Genomic DNA, 21,145 nt, shown 5'->3' on the forward strand with positions numbered 1-21,145 from the left:
GTCTTTGCCCAGCCGGAGCGAGCAGGAAAGCCGACAGCGAGCAGAACCGAAGCGGCGAGATGTCGAGCGACAGAAGCGGGAAAGCCGAAGGCGAAGCCGTGCAGGGCAGGCGGGTAGTCGTACAGCCGAAAAGTCAGACGACCACCCCGCCTCAGCGCACAGCAGCAAGTAGCTCAGACGCCTTCGCTGCAGCGAGGTCGACGAGGGCGCCCAGGTCGTTCGCGGGCCGATTTGCCCGCGTACTGAGCTGACCGGACAGTTCCTCCTCGCCGCGTCCGCGCAGCAGCATCAGTACGAACGGGTCGGCGTCGAGCAGCCATGAGACCTGATACGCCAGCGCTGCCGCGTGTACGCACGGCAGCTCCCAGGCATCACAGCCGCACTCCGGCTCGAGGTCGCCGATCGACGGCAGCAGCGCGACATCGGCCGCCGCGGCCGAGTCGATCAGCTCGGCCGGCATCTCGCCATCGAGTAAGGCGAGCAGATGCCCGGACTTCGCCGAGATCTCGTCACTGAACCGCTCCCATTGGGTGTCGGAGAGCTGTTCTACGCGTACGACAGCGCGGAACTCATCGAGCGACGGATCGCGTACGGTCGCGACCACCTGACCCGGCTCGACCATGATCGCGCCGACATGGCCCCGCCTCGCGTACGCGCGGCCCTTGCGAAGCTGCCCGAGATCGAGCGAGGTGTCTTCGAGCGCACCGACCCATGCCTTGCCCCACCAGGTACGAGCGAACGAGCGCGCAGCGTGCGTCGGCGGGAAGGGTTCGAACACCAGACTCATACTTGCCTCCTCAGGCTGACCAGCTCCTCCAGCTCGCTGTCGCTCAGCTCCGACAACGCGCCCTCACCCGACTCGAGCACCGCATCCGCGAGCTCGCGTTTGCTCGCCAACATCGCGGCGATGCGATCCTCGATCGTGCCCTCGGCGACCATCCGGTGGACCTGTACGGGACGGGTCTGACCGATGCGGTACGCCCGGTCGGTCGCCTGCGATTCAACGGCGGGGTTCCACCAGCGGTCGTAGTGCACCACATGGTCGGCCCGAGTCAGGTTGAGCCCAGTACCCGCCGCCTTGAGGGACAACAGGAACACCGATACGTCACCACGCTGGAACCCGTCGACCAGCTCCTGGCGCCGCGAGACCGGCGTACTGCCGTCGAGAACGTACGCCTCGACGCCCTTCGCCGCGAGATGCTGCTGCAGCAGCTTCGCCATCGCGACGTACTGGGTGAACACCAACGCGGCGCCGCCTTCGCTGAGGATGACATCGAGCAGCTCGTCGAGCAGCTCGAGCTTGCCGGAGCGGCCCGCGAGCCGGGAGGTGTCCTCGCGCAGGTACTGCGCCGGATGGTTGCAGATCTGCTTGAGCGCCGTGAGCATCGCGAAGATCCGGCCCTTGCGGTCGATGCCTGCCTCGCCGGCCGTGACCTCGCTCATGCCTTCGCGTACTGCGGCCTCGTACAGCCCGATCTGCTCATCGCTCAGCGACACGAACTGGTCGGTCTCGGTCTTGCGTGGCAGCTCGGGCGCGATCCCCGGATCGGTCTTGTGCCGGCGCAGCATGAACGGCGCCACCAACCGTTTCAACCGCTCGGCGACCACCTCGTCGCGCCCGGTCTCGACCGGGTCGCCGTAGCGCCGGCGGAACTCCCCCGCCGTGCCGAGCAGGCCCGGCACGGCCCAGTCCAGAATTGCCCACAGCTCGCCGAGGTGGTTCTCGATCGGCGTGCCGGTGAGCGCAACCCGTGCCTGTGCGCCGATCCGACGCAGCTCCCGGGCCGTGTTTGAGTGTGGGTTCTTGATGTGCTGCGCCTCGTCCGCGACAACGAGACCCCATGCCACCGACGCGAGCCGGTCGGCGTCGCGGCGCATCGTGCCGTACGTCGTGAGGACGAAGCCCTCGGTCACCTCGTCGACGGAGCGATCTTGGCCGTGGAACCTTCGCACGGGTACGCCGGGCGCGAACCGCTCGATCTCTCGCTCCCAGTTGCCCATCAGCGACGCCGGACAGACGACGAGAGTCGGCCCGGCCGAGACTGCACTCTCCACGCGCGCAAGGTGCAGCGCGATCACCGTGATCGTCTTGCCCAAACCCATATCGTCGGCGAGACAACAGCCGAGACCGAGTGACGTCATGCGGTCGAGCCACCGGACACCGCGTAACTGGTAGTCGCGGAGCGTTGCCCGCAGCGCCGCCGGCTGGACCAACGGTTCGACACCGTCTTCACCGGCCGCAAGCCGATCGCGCACCTCGGCGAGGTCGGGCGCCACAGTCACGTCGCTGTCTCGTCCGCGACCGACCGAGATGCGACCGCTCAGCGCGGCACCGATCGCCTCGATGCCGGTGACCGGCGTGCGCGAACGCTCTCGGGCGCGCTCGATGACCTCACCGGGTACGACGACCCACTGATCACGCAGGCGTACGACCGGTCGGGTCGACTCCGCCAGCAGGTCGAGCTCGGCCTTGCTCAGCTCCCGCTCACCAACGGCCACCTGCCAGCGAAAGTCGAACAGCGCCCCTTCGCCGAGTGCACCTGTGCCACCCGACGCATCGCCTCCGAGCTGCACCCGCGTACGTACGTCTGTCACAAGTGACCGCGGCCATCTGACCTCGACTCCTGCCGCCCGCAGCCGGGTGGCCGCCGAGCCCGCGAGCTCGACCGTCTCGTCGTCGGTCAACTGGACACGGTCGGGCACAGCGCGCTCGAGCACGCGCTCCAGCGGCGGCCAGGCGAACGCGGCCCGCCGGATTGCGAGCAGCGCATCGACCTGGGTGTGCCCGCCGAAACTCGAGCCTGACCACAGCTCGTCAGCCCCGACGAGCCGGCTCGGCTCGTCGGGCGCGTAGAAGGCAATCGACGCAGACAGGTCGCCGAGGTCTGCGCTGCCGACAACGTCGTGCTCGACGCGAAGTACGACGCGAAGCTCCGCGCGCGGAGCGACGCCCATCGTCGCGTACGGCGTGGGGCTCTCGCCCGGTTCCTCTTGGCGACGGGGCAGCACATCTGCACACGCATCGAGGTACGCACGAAGCTCAGCCGCCGTTGCGGCCGGGTCGGGAGGACACTCGGCAACCAGCGCTTCGATTCGTGCTTCGTCGTCGGCGTCCAGCGGACCGGCACGCCACTCGTCGACATCGTCATCGGTCAACTGCGGGGTGATTCGGCGCCGCTCGACCAACTCGAGAGCGAACACAGTGGCGCAGCACCACCATCGAACAGACTCCGATGCACCATCGCGATATGCCCTCAACAGCAGAGGGATCGCCTCTTCGACGCGGTACTCGTGTACGCCGTCGTCATGCGTATGACCCACGACGACCCGGCCCTCGCGGGCCGGGCTGCCGGGGACGTAACGGACGTGCTCGATCAAATTCACCTTCCGAGTTTCTGATAGCCGCGCACAGCAAGAGCACCGAAGACGACACCCAGGAGAAGCGGCCAGACGACGGCAAGGAGCGCCGCATTCTCGACCGCCCATGCGTCCCCGCCCGTACCGGGGCTCGACAGTAGCTCGCGTACGGCCGAAACCGTTGCGGACAACGGATTCCAATCGGCGACGGGAGCGAGCCAGCCCGGCATCGTCTCGGTCGGCACGAACACGCTGGAGACGAAGCCCAGTGGGAACACCAGAATCTGGACGAGCGCTGTCGCATCCGGCGAGTCGATCAGGACGCCGAGGAAGATGCCGATCCAGATCATCGAAGCGCGCAACAGCAGAAGCAGCGCCATCGCGGCCACGAAGTCGACCGGCGACGCATCGAACCGCCATCCGATCAGCAGCCCACATCCCACCAGAGCAACGAGATTGAGCGTCGAGTCGAGAGTGTCGGCGACCGCCCGGCCGCCGAGGATCGCCGAACGCGACATCGGCATGGCCCGGAATCGGTCGGACAACCCGGCCCGTTTGTCGGCAACGACATTGAGCATCGTCGCTTCGAGTCCGAACATCATCGACATGCCGAGAATCCCGGGCACGACGAAGTCGACATAATCCCCTCCGCCCGGCACCTGCATCGCGCCGCCGAACAGGAACCCGAACATGAGCATGAACATGAACGAGAAGAGGATGCCGGCGATCGGCGTCATCGGCTCACGCCGCCAGTGCAGAAGGGCACGCTTGGTCAGCGTCCAGCTGTCGCCGACCGTGTTGGTGAGCGCACTCATGCTGCCTCCTCGTTGTCTTCGGTGTCCGCAGGTAGAGGCGAACCGGTGACGGTCAAGAACACATCGTCGAGCGTCGGCCGCCTGATGCCGATGTCGTCGATGGCGACCTCGAGCTCATCGAGCCGGCGCAGCGCAGCATCGAGCGCACGAACGCGATCGATGACCGGCGCCGAGACGGTACGTGTCTCGGCGCGCGCGGCGGCGCCTGCGGCAACGACATCCGCGATCGCGGCGCGCGCCAGGTCGAGCTGAGCATCGTCGCGTACGACCACCTCGAGGTGGTCGCCGCCGGCCTTTGTCTTCAGCTCGTTGGCGGTGCCCTCGACGATCACCCTGCCTGCCTGCATGACTGCAATGCGATCCGCGAGCTGATCGGCTTCGTCGAGGTACTGCGTGGTCAGCAGCACCGTCGTGCCGAGCTCGACCAACGCACGCACCGCCGCCCACATCTCGTTGCGGCCGCGCGGGTCGAGCCCGGTCGTGGGCTCGTCGAGGAACAACACCTCGGGTCGCAGCACCATGCTCGCGGCCAGATCGAGGCGCCGACGCATTCCGCCGGAGAACTTCTTGACCGACCGATCACCGGTGTCTGCGAGGTCGAACCGTTCGAGCAGCTCATCGGCGCGCCGACCGGCCGCCTTGGCGTCGAGGTGAAACAGCCTGCCGAACATGACGAGGTTCTGCCGGGCGTTGAGCACCTCGTCGACCGCGGCATTCTGCCCGACCAGACCGATCCGCGTACGTACGAGCTCCGGCTCTTTCGCGACATCGTGACCTGCGACGGCCGCCCTACCCTTCTCCAGACGAGCGAGCGTGGACAGCACGCGCACCGCCGTGGTCTTGCCCGCGCCGTTCGGACCCAACAACCCGCAGACCGACCCCTGTGCGACCTGCAGGTCGAAGCCGTCGAGCGCTGCCACTTCGTCTTTCGTACCCCCATAGACCTTGCGGAGACCATCCGCATCGATCGCTACTGCTGGCACCCGATCCCCCTCCGAAGAGAACTATGCAAATGAAACTGCGTACACCGTATCATAACTACGTACAGCGTACTCAGTTTTAGGATAAGCACCGATGAGCACCGAATATTCCGGCAGCGGCGATCTGCAACGGACCCTCGACCTGATGTGGGGTACGACCGCCGCGCCCAGCAGAGGTCCGCGGCCCGGCCTGTCCATCGAACGGATCGTCGAGGTCGCGATCGGCGTCGCCGATGCCGACGGACTCGCCGCCGTCTCGATGCGCCGGATCGCCAACGAGCTGGGCATCGGGGTGATGGGGCTCTACCGTTACGTGCCGAGCAAGGGCGAGTTGGTCGACCTGATGCTCGACGCCGCACAGCGCGACGTCCCCGATGCGTACCCACTCGGCGACGACTGGCGCTCCCGGCTGCGGATCGTCACCCAAGAGCTGATCGAGCACTACCGCCGCCACCGCTGGCTGCTGCAGGTCTCGCAGGCGCGCCCGCTGATGGGTCCCGAGTCGATCCGCACGTACGACGACGCGCTCCGCTGTATGGACGGGATCGGCCTCACCGACCACGAGATGGCCTGGACGGTCACGATGCTCGACTCCCTCGCGCGCGGAGCCAGCCAATGGAACGTCGAGTACAAGGAGGCAGCCGAGCGCACCGGCATCAGCGATGAGGACTGGTGGGCAGCCCAGATGCCCTACATCACCAAGGCGATGGCCGACGGCGAGCACACGACGATGGCCCGGGTCGTCGCGAACGACCCCTACGAGGACGACACCGACTACGTCATCGACCGAGCCCTCGACGGCATCGCAGCCCTCATCTCCCGCCGATGAAGACGCCGGCCGCGGCGGCCGCGAGCGCCGCCCGGGCCGACTGATCGGCGAGCTCCTCGGTCAGCGCCTGCCCACTCTGCAGCAGCGCGTAGTAGAGCGGCGCCGACACTGCGCGGATGACCTGCCGAGCGTCGGTGCCCTCTGGTAGCTCGCCGCGCTCGACGGCCTCCTCGACACACGGCGCCCACTCGTCGATGCGTGTCGAGTAGAAGCCGCGGAGCGCATCACCGGCCGCCGGATCGCACGCCCCCGCGACCACGACCGCCTTGAACAGCCGCCCCTGACGCGCGTCGGCAAGCGTGGACTGCACCAGCCTCGCGTTGGCACGGAGATCCTCGGCGATCGCACCTGTCCGCGTACGCGCCACCGACTCATCGGCCATCGCCACCAGCAGATCGGCGACCAGGCCGGTCGGCGTACCCCACCGTCGATAGACGGTTGTACGTCCCACTCCGGCGCGACGAGCGACCTCCGCCAGGTCGAGCGCCTCGAATCCGTCCTCCGCGAGCAGATCGCCCGCAGCCCGGAGCACAGCCTCGCGCACTCGCGCAGTCCGTCCACCCGGGCGCACCATCGCAGAGGATCCCATAACGGGACGAGCATACCGTTTAGCGCGATCACCTGCTACCGTATTAACGGTACGCAAATCCCATTAAGGAGACGATATGGAGCATCGCAGACTCGGCGCATCGGGGCTGATGGTGCCCGCGCTTTCGTTCGGCGCAGGCACGTTCGGCGGGCGAGGACCGCTGTTCGGCAATTGGGGCACCACCGACGTAGCCGAAGCGAAGAGGCTCATCGACATCTGCCTCGATACCGGTGTGACGATGTTCGACACCGCCGACGTCTACTCGGACGGCGCATCCGAAGAGGTTCTCGGCGAGGCGCTGCTCGGCCGCCGCGACGACGTGCTGATCTCGACCAAGGCCGGCCTGCCGATGGGTGACGGCCCCGGCGATGCTGGATCGTCGCGCTCACGGCTGATCGGCACCGTCGATGCCGCACTGCGCCGACTACGCACCGACCGCATCGATCTCTTCCAGCTGCACGGGTACGACGCGGGTACGCCGATCGCAGAGGTCGTCGGCACGCTGGATGGTCTCGTACGCGCCGGAAAGATCCGCTACGTCGGCGTATCGAACTTCTCCGGCTGGCAGCTGACGAAGTCGCTCGCAACGGCGGATGCGCACGGCTGGTCGCGCTATGTGGCCCACCAGGTCTACTACTCGCTGGTGGGTCGCGACTACGAGTGGGAACTGATGCCACTCGGTCTGGACCAAGGCGTCGGCGCTGTCGTGTGGAGCCCACTCGGATGGGGCCGGCTCACCGGCAAAGTCCGCCGGGATGCGCCGCTGCCCGCTGGCAGCCGCCTGCATGCGACCGCGGATTTCGGTCCGCCCGTCGACGACGAGCGGCTCTACAGCGTTGTCGACGCGCTCGAAAAGGTCGCTGCCGACACCGGCAAGACTGTGCCGCAGGTCGCGATCAACTGGCTGTTGCAGAGACCGACCGTGTCCTCGGTCATCATCGGTGCGCGTAACGAGGAGCAGCTTCGCCAGAACCTCGGAGCCGCAGGGTGGGCACTCACAGCCGACCACATCGCGTTCCTCGACGCTGCCAGCGCGACCACGGCTCCGTACCCCTACTTCCCGTACGAGCGGCAGGAGGGATTCGCTCGGCTGAACCCACGCGCCGTGCCGTCCGGACTCTGACCCGCGTACCCGCAATCAGCCTGCGACCATCACCAGCGAGCCGGACGTACGGCCGTCGGCCAGTGCAGTCAGCGCATCGGCCACCTCGTCGAAACCGACCGCAGTCGTATGGACGTCGAGCTGCAGCCGTGCAGCCAGCCGCAGCAACTCCTCGCCGTCCTGCCGGGTGTTGGAGGTGACGCTGCGCAGGTCGCGCTCCCCGAACAGGTGGTCGGCGTACGTCATCGATGGAACGTCGCTCAGGTGGATACCGGCGAGCGATACTGTGCCGCCGGGCCCGAGGGCTCTCAACGCGAGCGGCACGAGCTCACCGGCCGGAGCGAACACGATCGCCGAGTCGAGCTCGGCGGGCGGGTGTTCGGTTGGGCCTGCGACGTACGCGGCGCCGAGCTCGCGCGCGAGTCGTTGGTTGCCCTCTCCGCGGGTCATCACGTAGAGCTCTGCACCACGAGCAGTGGCGATCTGTGCCGTGATGTGTGCGCTCGACCCGAACCCGTAGATTCCGAGCCGGCCACCGCTCGGCACCCGAGCTCGTTCGAGCGCCCGATAGCCGATGATGCCCGAGCACAGCAACGGTGCGACCTGTTCATCGTCGTAGGTATCGGGAAGCCGGTACGCGAACGCCTGCGGCACGACCGCGTACTCGGCGAGACCTCCGTCGGCGTCCCAGCCGGTGTAAAGCGAGCGCGGGCAGAGGTTCTCTCGCCCGGCTCGGCAGAACCTGCAGTGGCCGCAGGTGTTACGCAGCCAAGCGATGCCGACGCGGTCGCCGATCGCGAACCGGTCTACCGCATCTCCGGTCGCGCTCACCTCGCCGACGACCTGATGCCCCGGCACGGTCCGGCGACGCCGCGGCGGCAGATCGCCCTCGGCCAGATGCAGGTCGGTGCGGCAGATACCGCAGGCACGGACGCGTACGAGGACCTCATCGGGAGCGGGTTCCGGCACCGACTTGGTTGCCAGGTCCAGCGGTCCGTGCCGCATCCGACTCGGTCTGTCGACCACCCAAGCCCGCATCTCGATCACCTGCCAACACACTAATGCCGCCGGGCTTACGGGATAGGCTCATCATGAGGATCCGAGGAGGGCGCCTTGAGCAATTCCCCCACCGCTGCATTCGTCGTGGTCGCGAACCGCCTGCCGGTCGACCGGGTGACTCTGCCCGGCGGCCGCACCGCCTGGCGTACGTCTCCGGGCGGGCTGGTCTCCGCTCTCAAGCCCGTGCTGCAGCGCAACGCGGGCGCCTGGATCGGCTGGCACGGCGCACCGACCGAAGAGCTGGAACCGTTCATCGACGACGGGCTCGAGCTCGTACCGATCCCGCTGTCGACCTCGGAGGTCGAGGAGTACTACGAGGGATTCTCGAACGGAACGCTGTGGCCGCTCTACCACGACGTGGTCGCGCCGCCGGAGTTCCACCGCGAATGGTGGGAGGCGTACGTACGCGTCAACCGGCGCTTCGCGCAGCGTGCGGCCGAGGTGGCCGAGCAGGGCGGGGTCGTGTGGGTGCAGGACTACCAACTGCAACTGGTGCCTGCGATGCTGCGTGAGCTGCGTCCGGACCTGCGCATCGGGTTCTTCCTGCACATCCCGTTCCCGCCGACCGAGCTGTTCCAGCAGATGCCCTGGCGCCGGCAGATCCTCGAAGGGCTGCTCGGCGCCGATCTCGTCGGCTTCCAGCATCAGGGCGCGGCGCAGAACTTCGTCCGGCTCGTACGCCAGCGCGTCGGCCACAAGACCCACCGCGACACCGTCTACCTGCCCGACGGGCGACTGGTCACTGCCGGCTCGTTCCCGATCTCGATCGACGCCGACTCCTTCGAGCGGCTGGCCCGAGACCCGGCAACCGAGCAACGCGCAGACGAGATCCGCGCGGAGCTCGGCGGCCCTCGGCATGTACTGCTCGGCATCGACCGGCTCGACTACACCAAGGGGTTGCGTCAACGGCTCCGGGCGTTCGGCGAGCTACTCGCCGAGGGCAGCATCGACCTCGACGACGCGGTGTTCATCCAGGTTGCCACCCCCTCGCGCGAGCGGGTCGGGCAATACAAGGTGCTCCGCGACGACATCGACCGCCTCGTCGGGCGGATCAACGGCGATGTCGGTCGCATCGGGCGGGTCCCGATCACCTACCTCCATTCGTCGTACCCCAAGGCAGAGATGGCGGCGCTGTACCGCGCGGCCGACATCATGGTCGTCACACCGCTGCGTGACGGCATGAACCTCGTCGCGAAGGAGTACGTCGCCTGCCGCTACGACGACCAGGGTGCACTCGTGCTCAGCGAGTTCGCCGGTGCGGCCGAGGAGCTCAAGCAGGCGTACCGCGTGAACCCCTACGACATCAACGGGATGAAGGCGACGCTGCTGCAGGCGATGCAGTCACCCGAGCGCGAGAACTCCCGGCGTATGCGGTCGATGCGCAAGTACGTACGCGAGCACGACATCGACCGTTGGGCGAAAGCGTTCCTCGACACGCTCGCCGCCGGCGAGACCCATCACGACAAGCATCCGCGCCCGGTGTAGCGGCTGCCCAGAGTCACCCGACCGCAGTGCCTTCCAGCTCGACCAGCTGGCCGGGAATCGCCAATCGAGTCACGCCGAGCATCGTGGTGGTCGGGGCGACTCCGGCGGCACCCAATCGCGAGGCGAGCACGCCGTAGTGCTGGAGCAGTAGATCCACGTCGGTGGTGAACACGTTCAGCCGGACAAGACTCTCCAGCGCCATATCCGCTTCGGCGAGCACGGCCTCCAGGTTGTCGAGGGCGAGGGCGATCTGTGCCGCCATGTCGCCGTCATGCTTCGGCTCACCGTCACCGCCCGTTGCGGTCTGCCCGGAACAGTAGAGGATCCGAGCAGGTCCGGAGACGACCTCACCCTGGTTGAATCCCATCTCCACCGACCACGTCACCGGGTTGATCGCCGTTCGCTGCATTGACACATCAGCTCCATAGGTTCATCGACGCTGCGTACCTTTCGGGTGGGCGGATCCCACGTACGTCGAAGGCCATGAGCATCTCCACGAATCCCGACAGCCCGGTGTCGTGTATGTCGGTAAAGTTCACGCATGCGCGCCGACCGATTGGTCTCGCTGGTACTGCTACTTCGTCAGCATCGTCGGCTGAATGCCGCCGCGCTGGCACAGAAGCTGGAGGTGGCCACTCGTACCGTTCAGCGCGATATCGAAGCGCTGTCGGCTGCCGGGGTGCCGGTCTACGCCGAACGCGGCCGCCACGGCGGATACGCGCTGTTGCCCGGTTTTCGCACCGAGCTCACCGGCCTGAACCACGACGAAGCGCTCGCCCTGCTCGTCGCGGGTTCACGACGCGGGACGCAGGTGTTCGGTCTCGGATCCGCCCTCGCCTCGGCGATGCTGAAGGTCATCGACGCATTGCCCGACAGCCATCGTTCGACCGCGACCGGCGCCGTCGAACGGTTGCTGATCGATCCGGACATCGATCTGCTGTCGCGCCGCCAGACCGCCGATGAGGTGCCCGATCCGGTCGCGGCCGAGATTCGACGCGCCGTCTTCGACGGACACAAGCTCCGCATCCACTATGCCGCGGCTGGTCGGGCGCCGCGTTGGCGCATCGTCGATCCGATCGGCTTGGTCACGGTACGCGACCAGGGCTACCTACTGGCCACGAGATCCGGCGCGGACCGCACCTACCGGCTGAGCCGCATAGCGGCCGCCGAGGAGCTGCCGGAGCCTGCGCAACGAGCCGACGAGGTCGACCTCGAACTCGCCTGGCAGGAACGCAGCGACCGGTTTCGGGCCGGCGGAGACCAGGTCGCCGTTGAGGCACGGGTGAACCCGGCAGGCAAAGAACTGCTCGTCGGCACCGCACTCGCCGTCCGTACCGACGAGCCCGACGCAGACGGCTGGCTGCGGATGGAGCTCGCCTTCCAAGACGCACGTCACGCCGAATGGGCATTGTGGAGCGTCGCCACGAACGCCGAAGTCTTGTCACCACCGTGGCTGCGCGACTCCCTGCGTAGTCGGGCAATCGCGATCGCGGCGAACTACGGCACGGGCCCGACGCTCTGACCCACGATCGTCGCGACGCCGGCCTCGATGTTTCATGGCTAGCATCGGGCCATGCCACGCCTGATCCATCTCAACGGACCCTCACGTGTCGGCAAGTCGACGCTCGCCCGACGGTACGTCGACGAAAACCCCGGAACACTCGCGCTCGACCTCGACGTGCTCGCCGGGCTCATCGGCGGCTGGCATGACGACTTCTTAGGCGCGTTGGGCAAGGCGAGACAGCATGGTTGGGCGATGGCGCAGCGACACCTGAGTGACGGCTACGACGTGGTCGTTCCGCAGCTCGTCACCAGCTTCGACCGCGCACCCGGACCCGAAGCGATCGCCGACGCCGCCGGTGTCTCCTACGTAGAAGTGGCGCTATTGGTCGACGATGAAGAACACCGGCACCGCCTGCGCAACAAGCAGCCCGCGAACGAGGTCGAAGGCTTGATCCAGTCGTTCCTGGACGACGGCGACCTCGTCGGCCGCATCCGAGAACACCTGGCGGAGTATCTCGCGGGTCGGCCGGAAACGATCCGAATCGAGACGACCGGGCTCGACGAAGATGCGACGTACGCGCGCTTGCTCGACGTACTCGCCGCGGCCTGACTCACCCGGGCGCTACGACCCGACGCCTGTGTCCAACAGGGCTCGGATCCGCCCGGCGGCACGGTCTGCGGGGTACATCCCGACCGGTCGGGTGACGAGCTCGCTCAGCGCGAACATGTCGATCACGGTGCCGAGATACTCCCAGTCAGCGATCGAGGTGCCTGCGCCGTAAGTCGTACGAAAACCCTCGACGAAGCCGCCCGGATAGTCGTCCGCGTGACGCAGCAGGTTGCCGGCGTCGGCGGCCGGGCAGCCCGCGTACGCGAACTCCCAGTCGAGCACCGATGCGACCTCCCAGCCATGTGCAGTGGAGCGGACAAGGATGTTCTTGGGGTTGAAGTCCGAATGCACCAGGCAGGCGAGGTCGTCGATCTCCGCCAGCGCGGGGGCATGCATCGTGCACAGGTCGACCCACGAGCGCCGTACATCGGCGGCGAGGCGCGAGTCGGGGGCTCGCTCCATGCACTCGGCGGCAACCTCGGGGAGCTGCTGCGACCACGCTCGCTCGGGAGGTACGCGCAACTCAGTGTCGGCGAAGAACCCCGGACGCGAGGCGATCGCAACCGCGCCGATCCCCAACGACACCTCGGCAACGGCCGCGCCGAGGTCGGCGATGCCACCATCAGCGTCGTCGGCAGCGAGCACATCGGAAAGCAGTACCCCGGCGACGTGGTCGATCACCATGAACGACCGAACAGCCTCGTCGTTCGACTTCCGTACGACGCGTACATCCGGCACCGGAACATAGGCAGCCGCACGCCGCATCACCTCGGCCTCGACGTCGGCGGACGCACCACCGAAACGTACGACCGCCTGGCCGCTCGCCAGGTCGAGCCCACAAGTCTGATGCGAGTAGCCGCCGGCGAGCTCACGCCAGCCCAGCACCCGCTCGCCCAGTACGGATTCGACGGCGGCCTTCTCTGCAGAATTCACGCACCACAGTCTGACGTCGCCCTCCGACACAGCACGGCCTGCTAGCGCGACGAATATGCTTCGGCCATGGCCTGGATCCCCCGACCCCACCAGATCGTCGATGGAGCCATCAACGTCGCGCACAAGACGCTCTACGGTCATCACGCCGATCTGCGTCCGATGCCGCGCACGTTGATCGACGACGGCGAGTTGCGCGAGGTCTACCACTACCGCCCGCATGCCGGCGTCCCCCACCGCGGCGATCCGGTGCTGTTGGTGACTCCGCTGGCCGCACCCGCGATCTGTTTCGACCTACGCCGGGGATGCTCCCTCGCCGAGCACCTGGTCAAGGGCGGACGCCCCACGTACCTCGTCGAGTACGGTCATGTGTCGTTCTCCAACCGTCGGCTCGGCATGGAGCACTGGATCGACGAGGTCATCCCGCAGGCGATCCGCTCGGCATCCGAGCATGCCGGCGGCCGGCCCGTACATCTCGTCGGCTGGAGCCTCGGCGGCATCTTCGCGGTGCTCACCGCAGCAGACCAGCCCTCGCTCCCGATCGCCTCCGTGACCGCCGTCGGCAGTCCGTTCGACGTCGAACAGGTGCCGCTGATCGCACCCTTGAGGCCGTTACTCAACCTCGCAGACGGTGCCCCGATCGGACTGGTCTACCGCGCACTCGGCGGTGCGCCGAAACCGATCGTGAAGCGGGTGTTCCAGTACTCCAGCTTCGACAAGATGATCACCAAGCCGATCGCCATCGCGCGCCATCTGGACGACCGCGAGTTCCTCGCCCAGATCGAGGCCGTCGACCGCTTCACCGAGAACATGATCGCGTACCCCGGACGCTCGTTCGGGCAGCTCTACCACCGCTTCATCCGCGACAACTCGCTTGCGCACGGCCAGATGCAGATCGGCGACCGCGTCGTCGACGTCGCAGACCTCGACCGCCCGCTGATGGTGTTCGCAGGCAGCGGCGACGGCATCGCACCGGTGCCGTCCGTACGCGCCCTGCTGGCGCTCGCACCGAATGCGAAACCGACCCGCTTCGAGGTCGTGCCCGGCGGTCACCTGGGCGTACTCACGGGTCGTGCCGCACGTCGTACGACCTGGCGGACCATGGATTCGTTCTTCGATGAGCGCACTCTGGACGAACCAAGCGCCGACGAGCACAGTCCCGACGCGCGACATGGGTCCACCGACAGCCCTGACCGGGAGAAGAGCCGCTCCGCCATCGGCACCAATCCGAGACGCCGGTACGCCTCGGCGTCATCGCGCGCCCTCGGCAACTCGTGACGACGACGCTCACACCTCGGGTTCGCCGTTCGTACGCACTCGGAAGCGTCGCAACGGGCACGTTCGGCACGGTGCCCGGGCTGCTACTCCTTCCCTACCTCACCGACACCCTCGGCGTCGCGGCGTTGGTGGCCGGAGTCATCGTGTTCGCACCGAAGGCATGGGACGTGGTGCTCAACCCGATCGCCGGCCGGATCAGCGACCGCTCGACGTCGCCGCGCGGACGACGGCGCCCCTTCCTCCTTCGCGGCGGGGTAGCGCTCACCGTTTGCTTCGCGCTCCTGTTCGCCGGCCCCGCCGAGCCGACTGCCGTTGCCGCCACCTGGGTCGTGATCGCGTTCCTGGGCTGTGCGAGCGCATACGCGTTCTTCCAGGTGCCCTATGTCGCGATGCCCGCGGAGCTGACCGACGACTACGACGAGCGCACGCGCCTGATGACCTGGCGGGTGGCGGTCCTGGCGCTCGCGATCCTCGTCGCAGGTGCCACCGCGCCCGCGGTGCGCGACGCAGTCGGCGGACACGACGGCTACCGCGTGATGGGGCTCTACGTGGCGGTGCTGATCCTGGTGGGCACGATCGGCGCGTACGCCGGCACTCGCAACGCGCCGTCGATCGACACGACCGCCGGTGCCGAGGGCCTACGTACCCAGCTCGCCGTCGTCGCGCGCGTACCGGAGTTCCGGCGGCTGCTCATGACGTTCGTCCTGCAGGCACTTGCAACGGGTGCGATGCTCGCGGCCGTCGACTACGTTGCGCGGTATCTGCTCGGCTCCCGCGGTGAGTCGAGCATCCTCTTCGCCTGCTTCGTCGCACCTGCGTTGTTGGTGTCCGCAGCATGGTCACGGTTCGCCGACAGATACGGCAAACGCCGCGGCTATGTTGCAGCGTCCGGTTTGCTCGCGATCGGTGCACTCGGCCTGGTCGCGTCGCTGTCTGGTCCCGCCGCCGTCGTATACGCGGCCACCGCGATCGCCGGCATCGGTTATGCGGGCGCCCAGGTGTTTCCGATGGCGATGCTCCCCGACGTCGCTGCGGTCGACGCCGCGCGTACCGGACAGAACCGCATCGGGGTCTTCACCGGCGTCTGGACGGCAGGCGAGACCCTCGGCCTCGCACTCGGCCCGGGCCTGTACGCACTCGTGCTCGCTATCGGCGGGTACGAGTCGTCGACCGAAGGGAGCGCAGAGCAGCCGCACAGTGCAGAGATCGCGATCGCAGCGGGCTTCTCGGTCGTACCTGCGGCGCTCGTACTGTTCAGTCTGCTGGCGCTGCGGCGATACCGTCTCGATGCCGCAGCCGTACGCGCCGCAACGTCGCCGACGCCACAGGGAGGGGCGCAATGACGATCATCGAACGCTTGAGAGCCATGCAGGAAGGCGACGTACCTACCCACGGTGGCCGGACGCTCGCGTACGTGTACGACTCAGGCATCGCCGAGGCGGACGAGATCGGTCGTACGGCGTTGTCGATGTACGCATCCAGCAACGGACTCGACCCGACGGCGTTCCCCAGCCTGCTCGCGATGGAGAACGACCTCGTCGATACGGCAGCACGACTGCTCGACGCACCGTCGAGCGCAGTCGGCACGGTCACGTCGGGCGGCACGGAGTCGGTTCTCCTCGCCGTACAGGCCGCACGCGATGCGCGTCCGGAGTTGCGCGAACCCAACCTGGTGCTGCCGACGACCGCGCACGCAGCGTTTCACAAGGCAGCGCACTACTTCGGTGTCCAGCGTCGCATGGTCGACGTCGACCCGGCGACCATGCGCGCAGACCCGGACGCGATGGCAGCCGCGATCGACTCCGACACTGTGCTCGTTGTCGCGTCGGCTCCGTCGTACGCGCACGGCGTCGTCGACCCGGTCAGTCCGATCGCCGCAGCCGCGGCCGAGGCGGGCGTACGCTGCCACGTCGACGCCTGCATCGGCGGTTGGGTGCTGCCGTACCTCGACCTCCCGCCGACGGGTCCGTGGACCTTCGCCGTTGACGGCGTCACCAGCATCTCCGTCGATCTGCACAAGTACGCGTACACCCCCAAAGGTGTGTCGTTGTTGCTCCATCGCGATCCGACACTCCGCCGACCGCAGTTCTTCGCGAGCGCCGACTGGCCGGGCTACACGATGCTCAACGCGACGACCCAGTCGACCAAGTCGGGCGGGCCGCTCGCGGCCGCCTGGGCGGTCGTCCAGCACATCGGCCCCGACGCGTACGAAGACCTCGCGCGTACGGCGCGCGCAGGGATTCTTGACCTCGTCGCCGGAATCGCGAGCATCGACCATGTAGCACTGGTCTGCGAGCCCGACTCGACCCTGATCGCCATCGAGACCGACGGCGCGTGCGATGTCTTCTCTATCGCCGACGCGATGCTCGACCGCGGCTGGTACGTACAACCGCAGATGAGTTTCCGCGGTCATGCGCCGTCACTGCATCTGACGGTCAGCGCTGCGACGGCGCCGCACGTACCCGACTTCCTGTCGGCCTTCGACGAAACGGTCACCGAATGCGTTGCCGCCGGACCCATCGACGTACCCGAGGAGCTGGCGGCGGCAGCGCAGACGATCGATCCGGCGAGCCTCGACGATGCGGCATTCGACGGGCTACTCCAGCTCGCCGGACTCGGCGGCGACGGCACGACCGAGATGCCCACCCGGATGGCGCCGGTGAATGCACTCCTCGACGCCGCACCACCGGCCCTTCGCGAGGCATTGCTCGTCGCGTACCTCGATCGGCTCACTCGCCCGCAAACCCGCCGAGACTCGCGCTGAGACCCGACTCGCCGTCAGACCGCTGACAGCGCGACGACAGCGAGGTGGCAGCGACCGTACCTAGCGTTCATCGCAAGCTGCGATGAACGGGGGCGTCGGTGCTACCGACTACACAAACACTGCTGATCTTCGGCGTCTCGACGTTCGCGCTGCTCGTCGTACCGGGCCCGTCCGTCGTGTACGTGACGACCCGCAGCCTCGAGCAGGGACGGGTCGCGGGCTTAACCGCGATGCTCGGCCTCGAGACCGGCGCCTTCGTACATGCCGTACTGGCCGCAACCGGGCTCGCGTCGCTGCTCGCCGCCTCACCGGTGGCGTTCACGACGATCAAATGGGTCGGCGCGGGATACCTGGTTTACCTCGCGATCCGTCAGTTCCGCGTACGTGACACGGACGCCGAGCACACGAAGGCGACCACCTCGCGTTGGACGCTGTTTCGCGACGGCGTCCTGGTGGACCTGCTCAATCCGAAGACCGCCATCTTCTTCGTTGCGTTCCTACCGCAGTTCGTCGACCCGTCTCGCGGTGCGGCCTCGACCCAGATGATGACGCTCGGGCTCTGCTTCGTTCTGCTCGCCTGCATCTGCGACGGCGCATATGCACTCGTCTCGGGCGGCATCGGCGAACGCCTCGGTCGGTCTGCCCGGGCGAGCAACAGGGTCAACCGGGCGACGAGCGGAGTCTACGTACTCCTCGCTGTGGTTGCCGTTTCGTCCTGACGACAAACAACTGTCGGCGCGGGCCGCGCATCCCCCCGCGGATGCGCGGACCACGCCGACATGACCAATCGCCTACCGCCGGTTCGGATTCGACCGGCAGTAGGCGCACTCGAGCCCGTGGCGAACGGAGGGGGGTCGTTGAGGCCCGCCACGGGCTCAAGATCTATTGGCAGGCTCAGGTCCAGGCCTTTGCCCACTTCGTGCACCGGTGGTGGTCGATGCAGAGCTTGATCTTGATCCGCTTGTTCTCAGTCAGATCGTTGTCACTGCCCAACTGGATGGCACGGCTCGAGCTGGTCTTGTAGCGGTACTTGTAAGGACCGCCGGGACCGTAGTAACGCACCTTGACCAGGGCCTTGTGGTTGTCCGCGTTGTCGTCACGCAGGTACAGAACCTCGTCGTACGACTGGAACTGCGCGACGTACTTGCCCCCGCCACGGAAGCCCTTGATGGTGGCCTTGGCGTTGCGTCCGCCCTCGTCGTATGGCACAGCCTTGAGGTTGCTGTGGGCCTTGAACTTGCAGTGCGTCCGCTTCGGCTTACACGGGTTGTCGTGACCGTGATCGGCGTTGGCCGGTGCTGTGGCAAGGCCAACGGCCAGGACGGATACCGCCGCACCGGCCATCGTGTTTCGGACTGCTCTGGACATTACTGTCACGGGATGATCCCTCCGAGTTCAGCGGCGACTGGTGTCGCCCGGTTGTTGATGAAGAGCCTGGGCGAAGCCGGTCTCAGTTCGCTGTCGATTCGCTGTCGGCGACTCGGGCGGTAGATTCCGGTCATGGCACATCCGCGGATGTACGACGACGCCGACCCGCTTCTGGCCGAGGTCAGGCCGATCTGCCTCGCACTTCCCGAAACCCGCGAGGTCGAAGCATGGGGCCGGCCCACCTTCCGCGCGGGCAAGAGAATCTTCGCCGTCTACTCCGGCGACGACGACCACGAGAACTCCCTCGTGTTCAAGCCGGAGTCCGACGAACGAGCCGCACTCCTGCAGGACCCCCGCTTCTACTCCCCTCCGTACTTCGGCCCGTCGGGTTGGCTCGCGCTCGACCTGGTGGAGCATCCGCCCGACTGGGCAGAGGTCGCCGAGCTCGTAGAGGCGTCGTACCGTCAGGTCGCGCTGAAGCGCATGCTGCGGGCGCTACCCTGATCGGCGTGTCCGCGAAACCACTGAGTGAAATCGTCGCCCCCGACTGGGCTGAAGCGCTCGCACCGGTCGAGCCGGACATCACCCGGCTGGGTGCGTTCCTGCGCGATGAGATCGGCGCGGGGCGTACGTATCTTCCGGCGGGCGATGACATCCTCCGCGCGTTCCGGGAACCGATGGCCGACGTGCGGGTGCTCATCGTCGGCCAGGATCCTTACCCGACTCCCGGTCACCCGATCGGGCTGTGCTTCTCGGTTGCACCCGACGTACGCCCCGTGCCGGCCAGCCTGCAGAACATCTATGCCGAGCTGGAAGCGGATCTCGGTCTGCCTCGACCGGAGTCCGGCGACCTGACGCCGTGGACCAAGCAGGGCGTACTCCTGCTCAACAGGGTCCTGACCGTTCGGCCAGGCAAGCCTGCGAGCCACCGCGGTAAGGGGTGGGAGTCGGTGACAGAGCAGGCGATCCGCGCTCTCGTCGCCCGCGATGCGCCCCTGGTCGCGCTGCTCTGGGGCCGCGACGCACAGACCCTCGAACCGATGCTCGGTGATACGACGGTGATCAAGAGCCCGCATCCGAGCCCGCTGTCGGCGTCCCGTGGCTTCTTCGGCTCGCGGCCCTTCAGCCGGGCCAACAGCGCGCTGGAGGCGGCCGGCGCGACACCGGTCGACTGGCGCCTGACCTGATCCCTGCCGCCCCGCCCCCTGAGCCGCACATTTCAGCCCCGAAATCGAAAGGTTGGGGGCTGAAACGTGCGGCTCAGGGGGCGGGGAGTGGGTCGGTGGGTGCGACGACGAGCGGGGCTGCCGGCCGACGCATCGGTCGCCACAACAGAGCGGTGACCACAAGGGATGCGCCCGCCATGCACGCCATCGCCTCGCCGGGCGCCATCAGCTCCGCGAGCGTCCCGGACACTGTCGCCGCAACACCTTGCATCGTCAGCATTCCGGCACTGTGGAGGCCGAGCGCCTGGCCGCGCACGTGCTCGGGTACGAGGGCAACGAGCCGCTCCTGAAGCATGATCCCGGCGCCGAAACCGACCGACGCAGCCGCAACGAGAATCGCCGCCAGCGGCACCGGCAACGCGAGCGCGAATGCGAGGTACGGCAGCGCGAGGAGCGCCTGCACCGGCGACACCAGCCGTCGTCGCAGCCGCGGCGACACGAACCGACCGGTCACCGCATCGCCACAGAGCATGCCGAGCGCCCCCGCGATGAACAACACGCCCGCCGCCTCCGGCGCGTACGGGACGAACAACGCCTCGCATCCCACGACGAGCCCGTTCGGCAGCCACAGCGCGGCGTACGTGACGCGCACGCTCGAGCCCGACCACAGCTGCCGATTCACCCGCCAGGTCTCCCGGATCGACGGGCGGCCTTCCGCTCGCGCCGGACGCTGGGTCAGACCGAACCTGGTGACCACCGCGCCAACGCCTGCCAACATGGCAGCGACCAGCAGCGCCGCCCGCGGCGACAGCACGACGAGCAGGACACCGCCGGTCGCGAATCCCGCGATCTGCATAGTGCTCATCGCCATGTTCAGCACGGAGCGCCCGAGCACGTATGCGTCATCGGGCAGGATCTCGGTGAGCAAGCCCCACCGTGTTCCGCCCGCGATCGAACCCACCACACCCTCGGCCAGGATGATCGCGAGCATCGCCGCGATCGGCATTCCGGGCACTGCTAGCACCGCGGTCGAAATCGCGAGTACGAGCGAGCTGGTCGCCAACACCATCCGCGGCGGCAGCTGATCGGCGATCGACATCATCGTCAGCGCACCCGCCAACTGCGCGAATGCCGGCCCGAACATGCTCAGGGCCGCCAACAGCGGTGAGCCGGTACGCGCGAAGACGAGCGTCGCGAGGGCGAGTCCTGCCAAGGTGCCGCTCGCGACATTTGCGCACACGGCGAGGAAGAACACGCGGAACTCGCGTACCGCAAACAATTGTCGGTAGGTCACGCAGACAGTGTCGAGT

Annotated in this window: 21 protein-coding genes; 11 read left to right on the top strand and 10 right to left on the bottom strand. The window is 67.5% G+C overall.

Translation table 11 applies throughout. From position 1 onward, the window contains the following. Positions 1–151: 151 nt before the first annotated feature. From MU582_19135 to MU582_19150, 4 genes are read right to left on the bottom strand one after another with little or no spacing between them, the layout of a single operon-like run. Positions 152–787, bottom strand: coding sequence for a hypothetical protein (locus MU582_19135; protein ID UPK74529.1), 636 nt, complete (start codon positions 785–787; stop codon positions 152–154). Further along, the gene (locus tag MU582_19140) at positions 784–3,384 is read right to left on the bottom strand and encodes a DEAD/DEAH box helicase (GenBank protein ID UPK74530.1); all 2,601 of its coding nucleotides are present in this window, start codon (positions 3,382–3,384) and stop codon (positions 784–786) included. Before MU582_19140 ends, MU582_19135 begins: the two co-directional genes overlap by 4 nt. Further along, positions 3,381–4,172, bottom strand: coding sequence for an ABC transporter permease (locus MU582_19145; GenBank protein ID UPK74531.1), 792 nt, complete (start codon positions 4,170–4,172; stop codon positions 3,381–3,383). The genes MU582_19140 and MU582_19145 overlap by 4 nt, the downstream gene beginning before the upstream one ends. Continuing rightward, on the bottom strand, positions 4,169–5,155 hold the full coding sequence (locus tag MU582_19150; GenBank protein ID UPK74532.1) for an ATP-binding cassette domain-containing protein: 987 nt from the start codon (positions 5,153–5,155) through the stop codon (positions 4,169–4,171). The genes MU582_19145 and MU582_19150 overlap by 4 nt, the downstream gene beginning before the upstream one ends. A gap of 91 nt (positions 5,156–5,246) precedes the next feature. Between MU582_19150 and MU582_19155 the strand changes: the two genes are divergently transcribed. Next, a complete protein-coding gene (locus MU582_19155; GenBank protein UPK74533.1) occupies positions 5,247–5,981 on the top strand; it encodes a TetR/AcrR family transcriptional regulator in 735 nt (244 codons plus the stop codon). On the opposite strand, the gene MU582_19160 is transcribed toward MU582_19155, so the two are convergent. Then, the gene (locus MU582_19160) at positions 5,965–6,570 is read right to left on the bottom strand and encodes a TetR/AcrR family transcriptional regulator (GenBank protein UPK74534.1); all 606 of its coding nucleotides are present in this window, start codon (positions 6,568–6,570) and stop codon (positions 5,965–5,967) included. The genes MU582_19155 and MU582_19160 overlap by 17 nt on opposite strands. 76 nt (positions 6,571–6,646) lie before the next feature. Here MU582_19160 and MU582_19165 point away from each other — a divergent pair, with 76 nt between their 5' ends. Then, entirely contained in the window at positions 6,647–7,693 is a 1,047-nt protein-coding gene (locus MU582_19165) for an aldo/keto reductase (GenBank protein UPK74535.1), read from the top strand. Positions 7,694–7,708: 15 nt separating this feature from the next. On the opposite strand, the gene MU582_19170 is transcribed toward MU582_19165, so the two are convergent. After that, positions 7,709–8,710 carry a zinc-dependent alcohol dehydrogenase family protein gene (locus MU582_19170; protein ID UPK77199.1) on the bottom strand — a complete coding sequence of 334 codons (1,002 nt, stop codon included), beginning with the start codon at positions 8,708–8,710 and terminating at the stop codon, positions 7,709–7,711. Between the two features lie 75 nt (positions 8,711–8,785). Between MU582_19170 and MU582_19175 the strand changes: the two genes are divergently transcribed. Continuing rightward, positions 8,786–10,216: a trehalose-6-phosphate synthase gene (locus MU582_19175; protein ID UPK74536.1), complete on the top strand. Its 1,431-nt coding sequence runs from the start codon at positions 8,786–8,788 to the stop codon at positions 10,214–10,216. A 13-nt stretch (positions 10,217–10,229) separates the two neighbouring features. On the opposite strand, the gene MU582_19180 is transcribed toward MU582_19175, so the two are convergent. Then, complete coding sequence (locus MU582_19180; protein ID UPK77200.1) at positions 10,230–10,625, bottom strand: RidA family protein; 396 nt, start codon at positions 10,623–10,625, stop codon at positions 10,230–10,232. 132 nt (positions 10,626–10,757) lie between these two features. On the opposite strand from MU582_19180, the gene MU582_19185 reads away from it, so the two are divergent. Both MU582_19185 and MU582_19190 read left to right on the top strand, forming a co-directional pair. Next, positions 10,758–11,738, top strand: a complete 981-nt coding sequence (locus MU582_19185) for a WYL domain-containing protein (protein ID UPK74537.1) — start codon at positions 10,758–10,760, stop codon at positions 11,736–11,738. Between the two features lie 51 nt (positions 11,739–11,789). Further along, the gene (locus MU582_19190; protein ID UPK74538.1) at positions 11,790–12,329 is read left to right on the top strand and encodes an ATP-binding protein; all 540 of its coding nucleotides are present in this window, start codon (positions 11,790–11,792) and stop codon (positions 12,327–12,329) included. 12 nt (positions 12,330–12,341) lie between these two features. Here MU582_19190 and MU582_19195 read toward each other — a convergent pair whose 3' ends face one another. Then, a complete protein-coding gene (locus MU582_19195) occupies positions 12,342–13,262 on the bottom strand; it encodes a phosphotransferase (GenBank protein UPK74539.1) in 921 nt (306 codons plus the stop codon). 66 nt (positions 13,263–13,328) lie between these two features. Here MU582_19195 and MU582_19200 point away from each other — a divergent pair, with 66 nt between their 5' ends. From MU582_19200 to MU582_19215, 4 genes are all read left to right on the top strand, one after another. Next, a complete protein-coding gene (locus MU582_19200; GenBank protein UPK74540.1) occupies positions 13,329–14,537 on the top strand; it encodes an alpha/beta fold hydrolase in 1,209 nt (402 codons plus the stop codon). Then, positions 14,534–15,880, top strand: a complete 1,347-nt coding sequence (locus tag MU582_19205) for an MFS transporter (GenBank protein UPK74541.1) — start codon at positions 14,534–14,536, stop codon at positions 15,878–15,880. Before MU582_19200 ends, MU582_19205 begins: the two co-directional genes overlap by 4 nt. Further along, positions 15,877–17,301: an aminotransferase class V-fold PLP-dependent enzyme gene (locus MU582_19210; protein ID UPK74542.1), complete on the top strand. Its 1,425-nt coding sequence runs from the start codon at positions 15,877–15,879 to the stop codon at positions 17,299–17,301. The genes MU582_19205 and MU582_19210 overlap by 4 nt, the downstream gene beginning before the upstream one ends. A 98-nt stretch (positions 17,302–17,399) precedes the next feature. Continuing rightward, positions 17,400–18,020 carry a LysE family translocator gene (locus tag MU582_19215; protein ID UPK74543.1) on the top strand — a complete coding sequence of 207 codons (621 nt, stop codon included), beginning with the start codon at positions 17,400–17,402 and terminating at the stop codon, positions 18,018–18,020. A gap of 175 nt (positions 18,021–18,195) precedes the next feature. On the opposite strand, the gene MU582_19220 is transcribed toward MU582_19215, so the two are convergent. Further along, positions 18,196–18,669, bottom strand: a complete 474-nt coding sequence (locus MU582_19220; GenBank protein UPK74544.1) for a hypothetical protein — start codon at positions 18,667–18,669, stop codon at positions 18,196–18,198. A 132-nt stretch (positions 18,670–18,801) separates the two neighbouring features. Here MU582_19220 and MU582_19225 point away from each other — a divergent pair, with 132 nt between their 5' ends. Both MU582_19225 and MU582_19230 read left to right on the top strand, forming a co-directional pair. Next, the gene (locus MU582_19225; protein ID UPK74545.1) at positions 18,802–19,173 is read left to right on the top strand and encodes an MmcQ/YjbR family DNA-binding protein; all 372 of its coding nucleotides are present in this window, start codon (positions 18,802–18,804) and stop codon (positions 19,171–19,173) included. 5 nt (positions 19,174–19,178) lie between these two features. Continuing rightward, positions 19,179–19,856: a uracil-DNA glycosylase gene (locus MU582_19230; GenBank protein UPK74546.1), complete on the top strand. Its 678-nt coding sequence runs from the start codon at positions 19,179–19,181 to the stop codon at positions 19,854–19,856. A gap of 73 nt (positions 19,857–19,929) precedes the next feature. On the opposite strand, the gene MU582_19235 is transcribed toward MU582_19230, so the two are convergent. Further along, positions 19,930–21,129, bottom strand: a complete 1,200-nt coding sequence (locus MU582_19235) for an MFS transporter (protein ID UPK74547.1) — start codon at positions 21,127–21,129, stop codon at positions 19,930–19,932. Positions 21,130–21,145 lie beyond the last annotated feature (16 nt).

This window comes from Nocardioidaceae bacterium SCSIO 66511 (assembly GCA_023100825.1).
Classification (GTDB): Bacteria; Actinomycetota; Actinomycetes; order Propionibacteriales; family Nocardioidaceae; genus Solicola.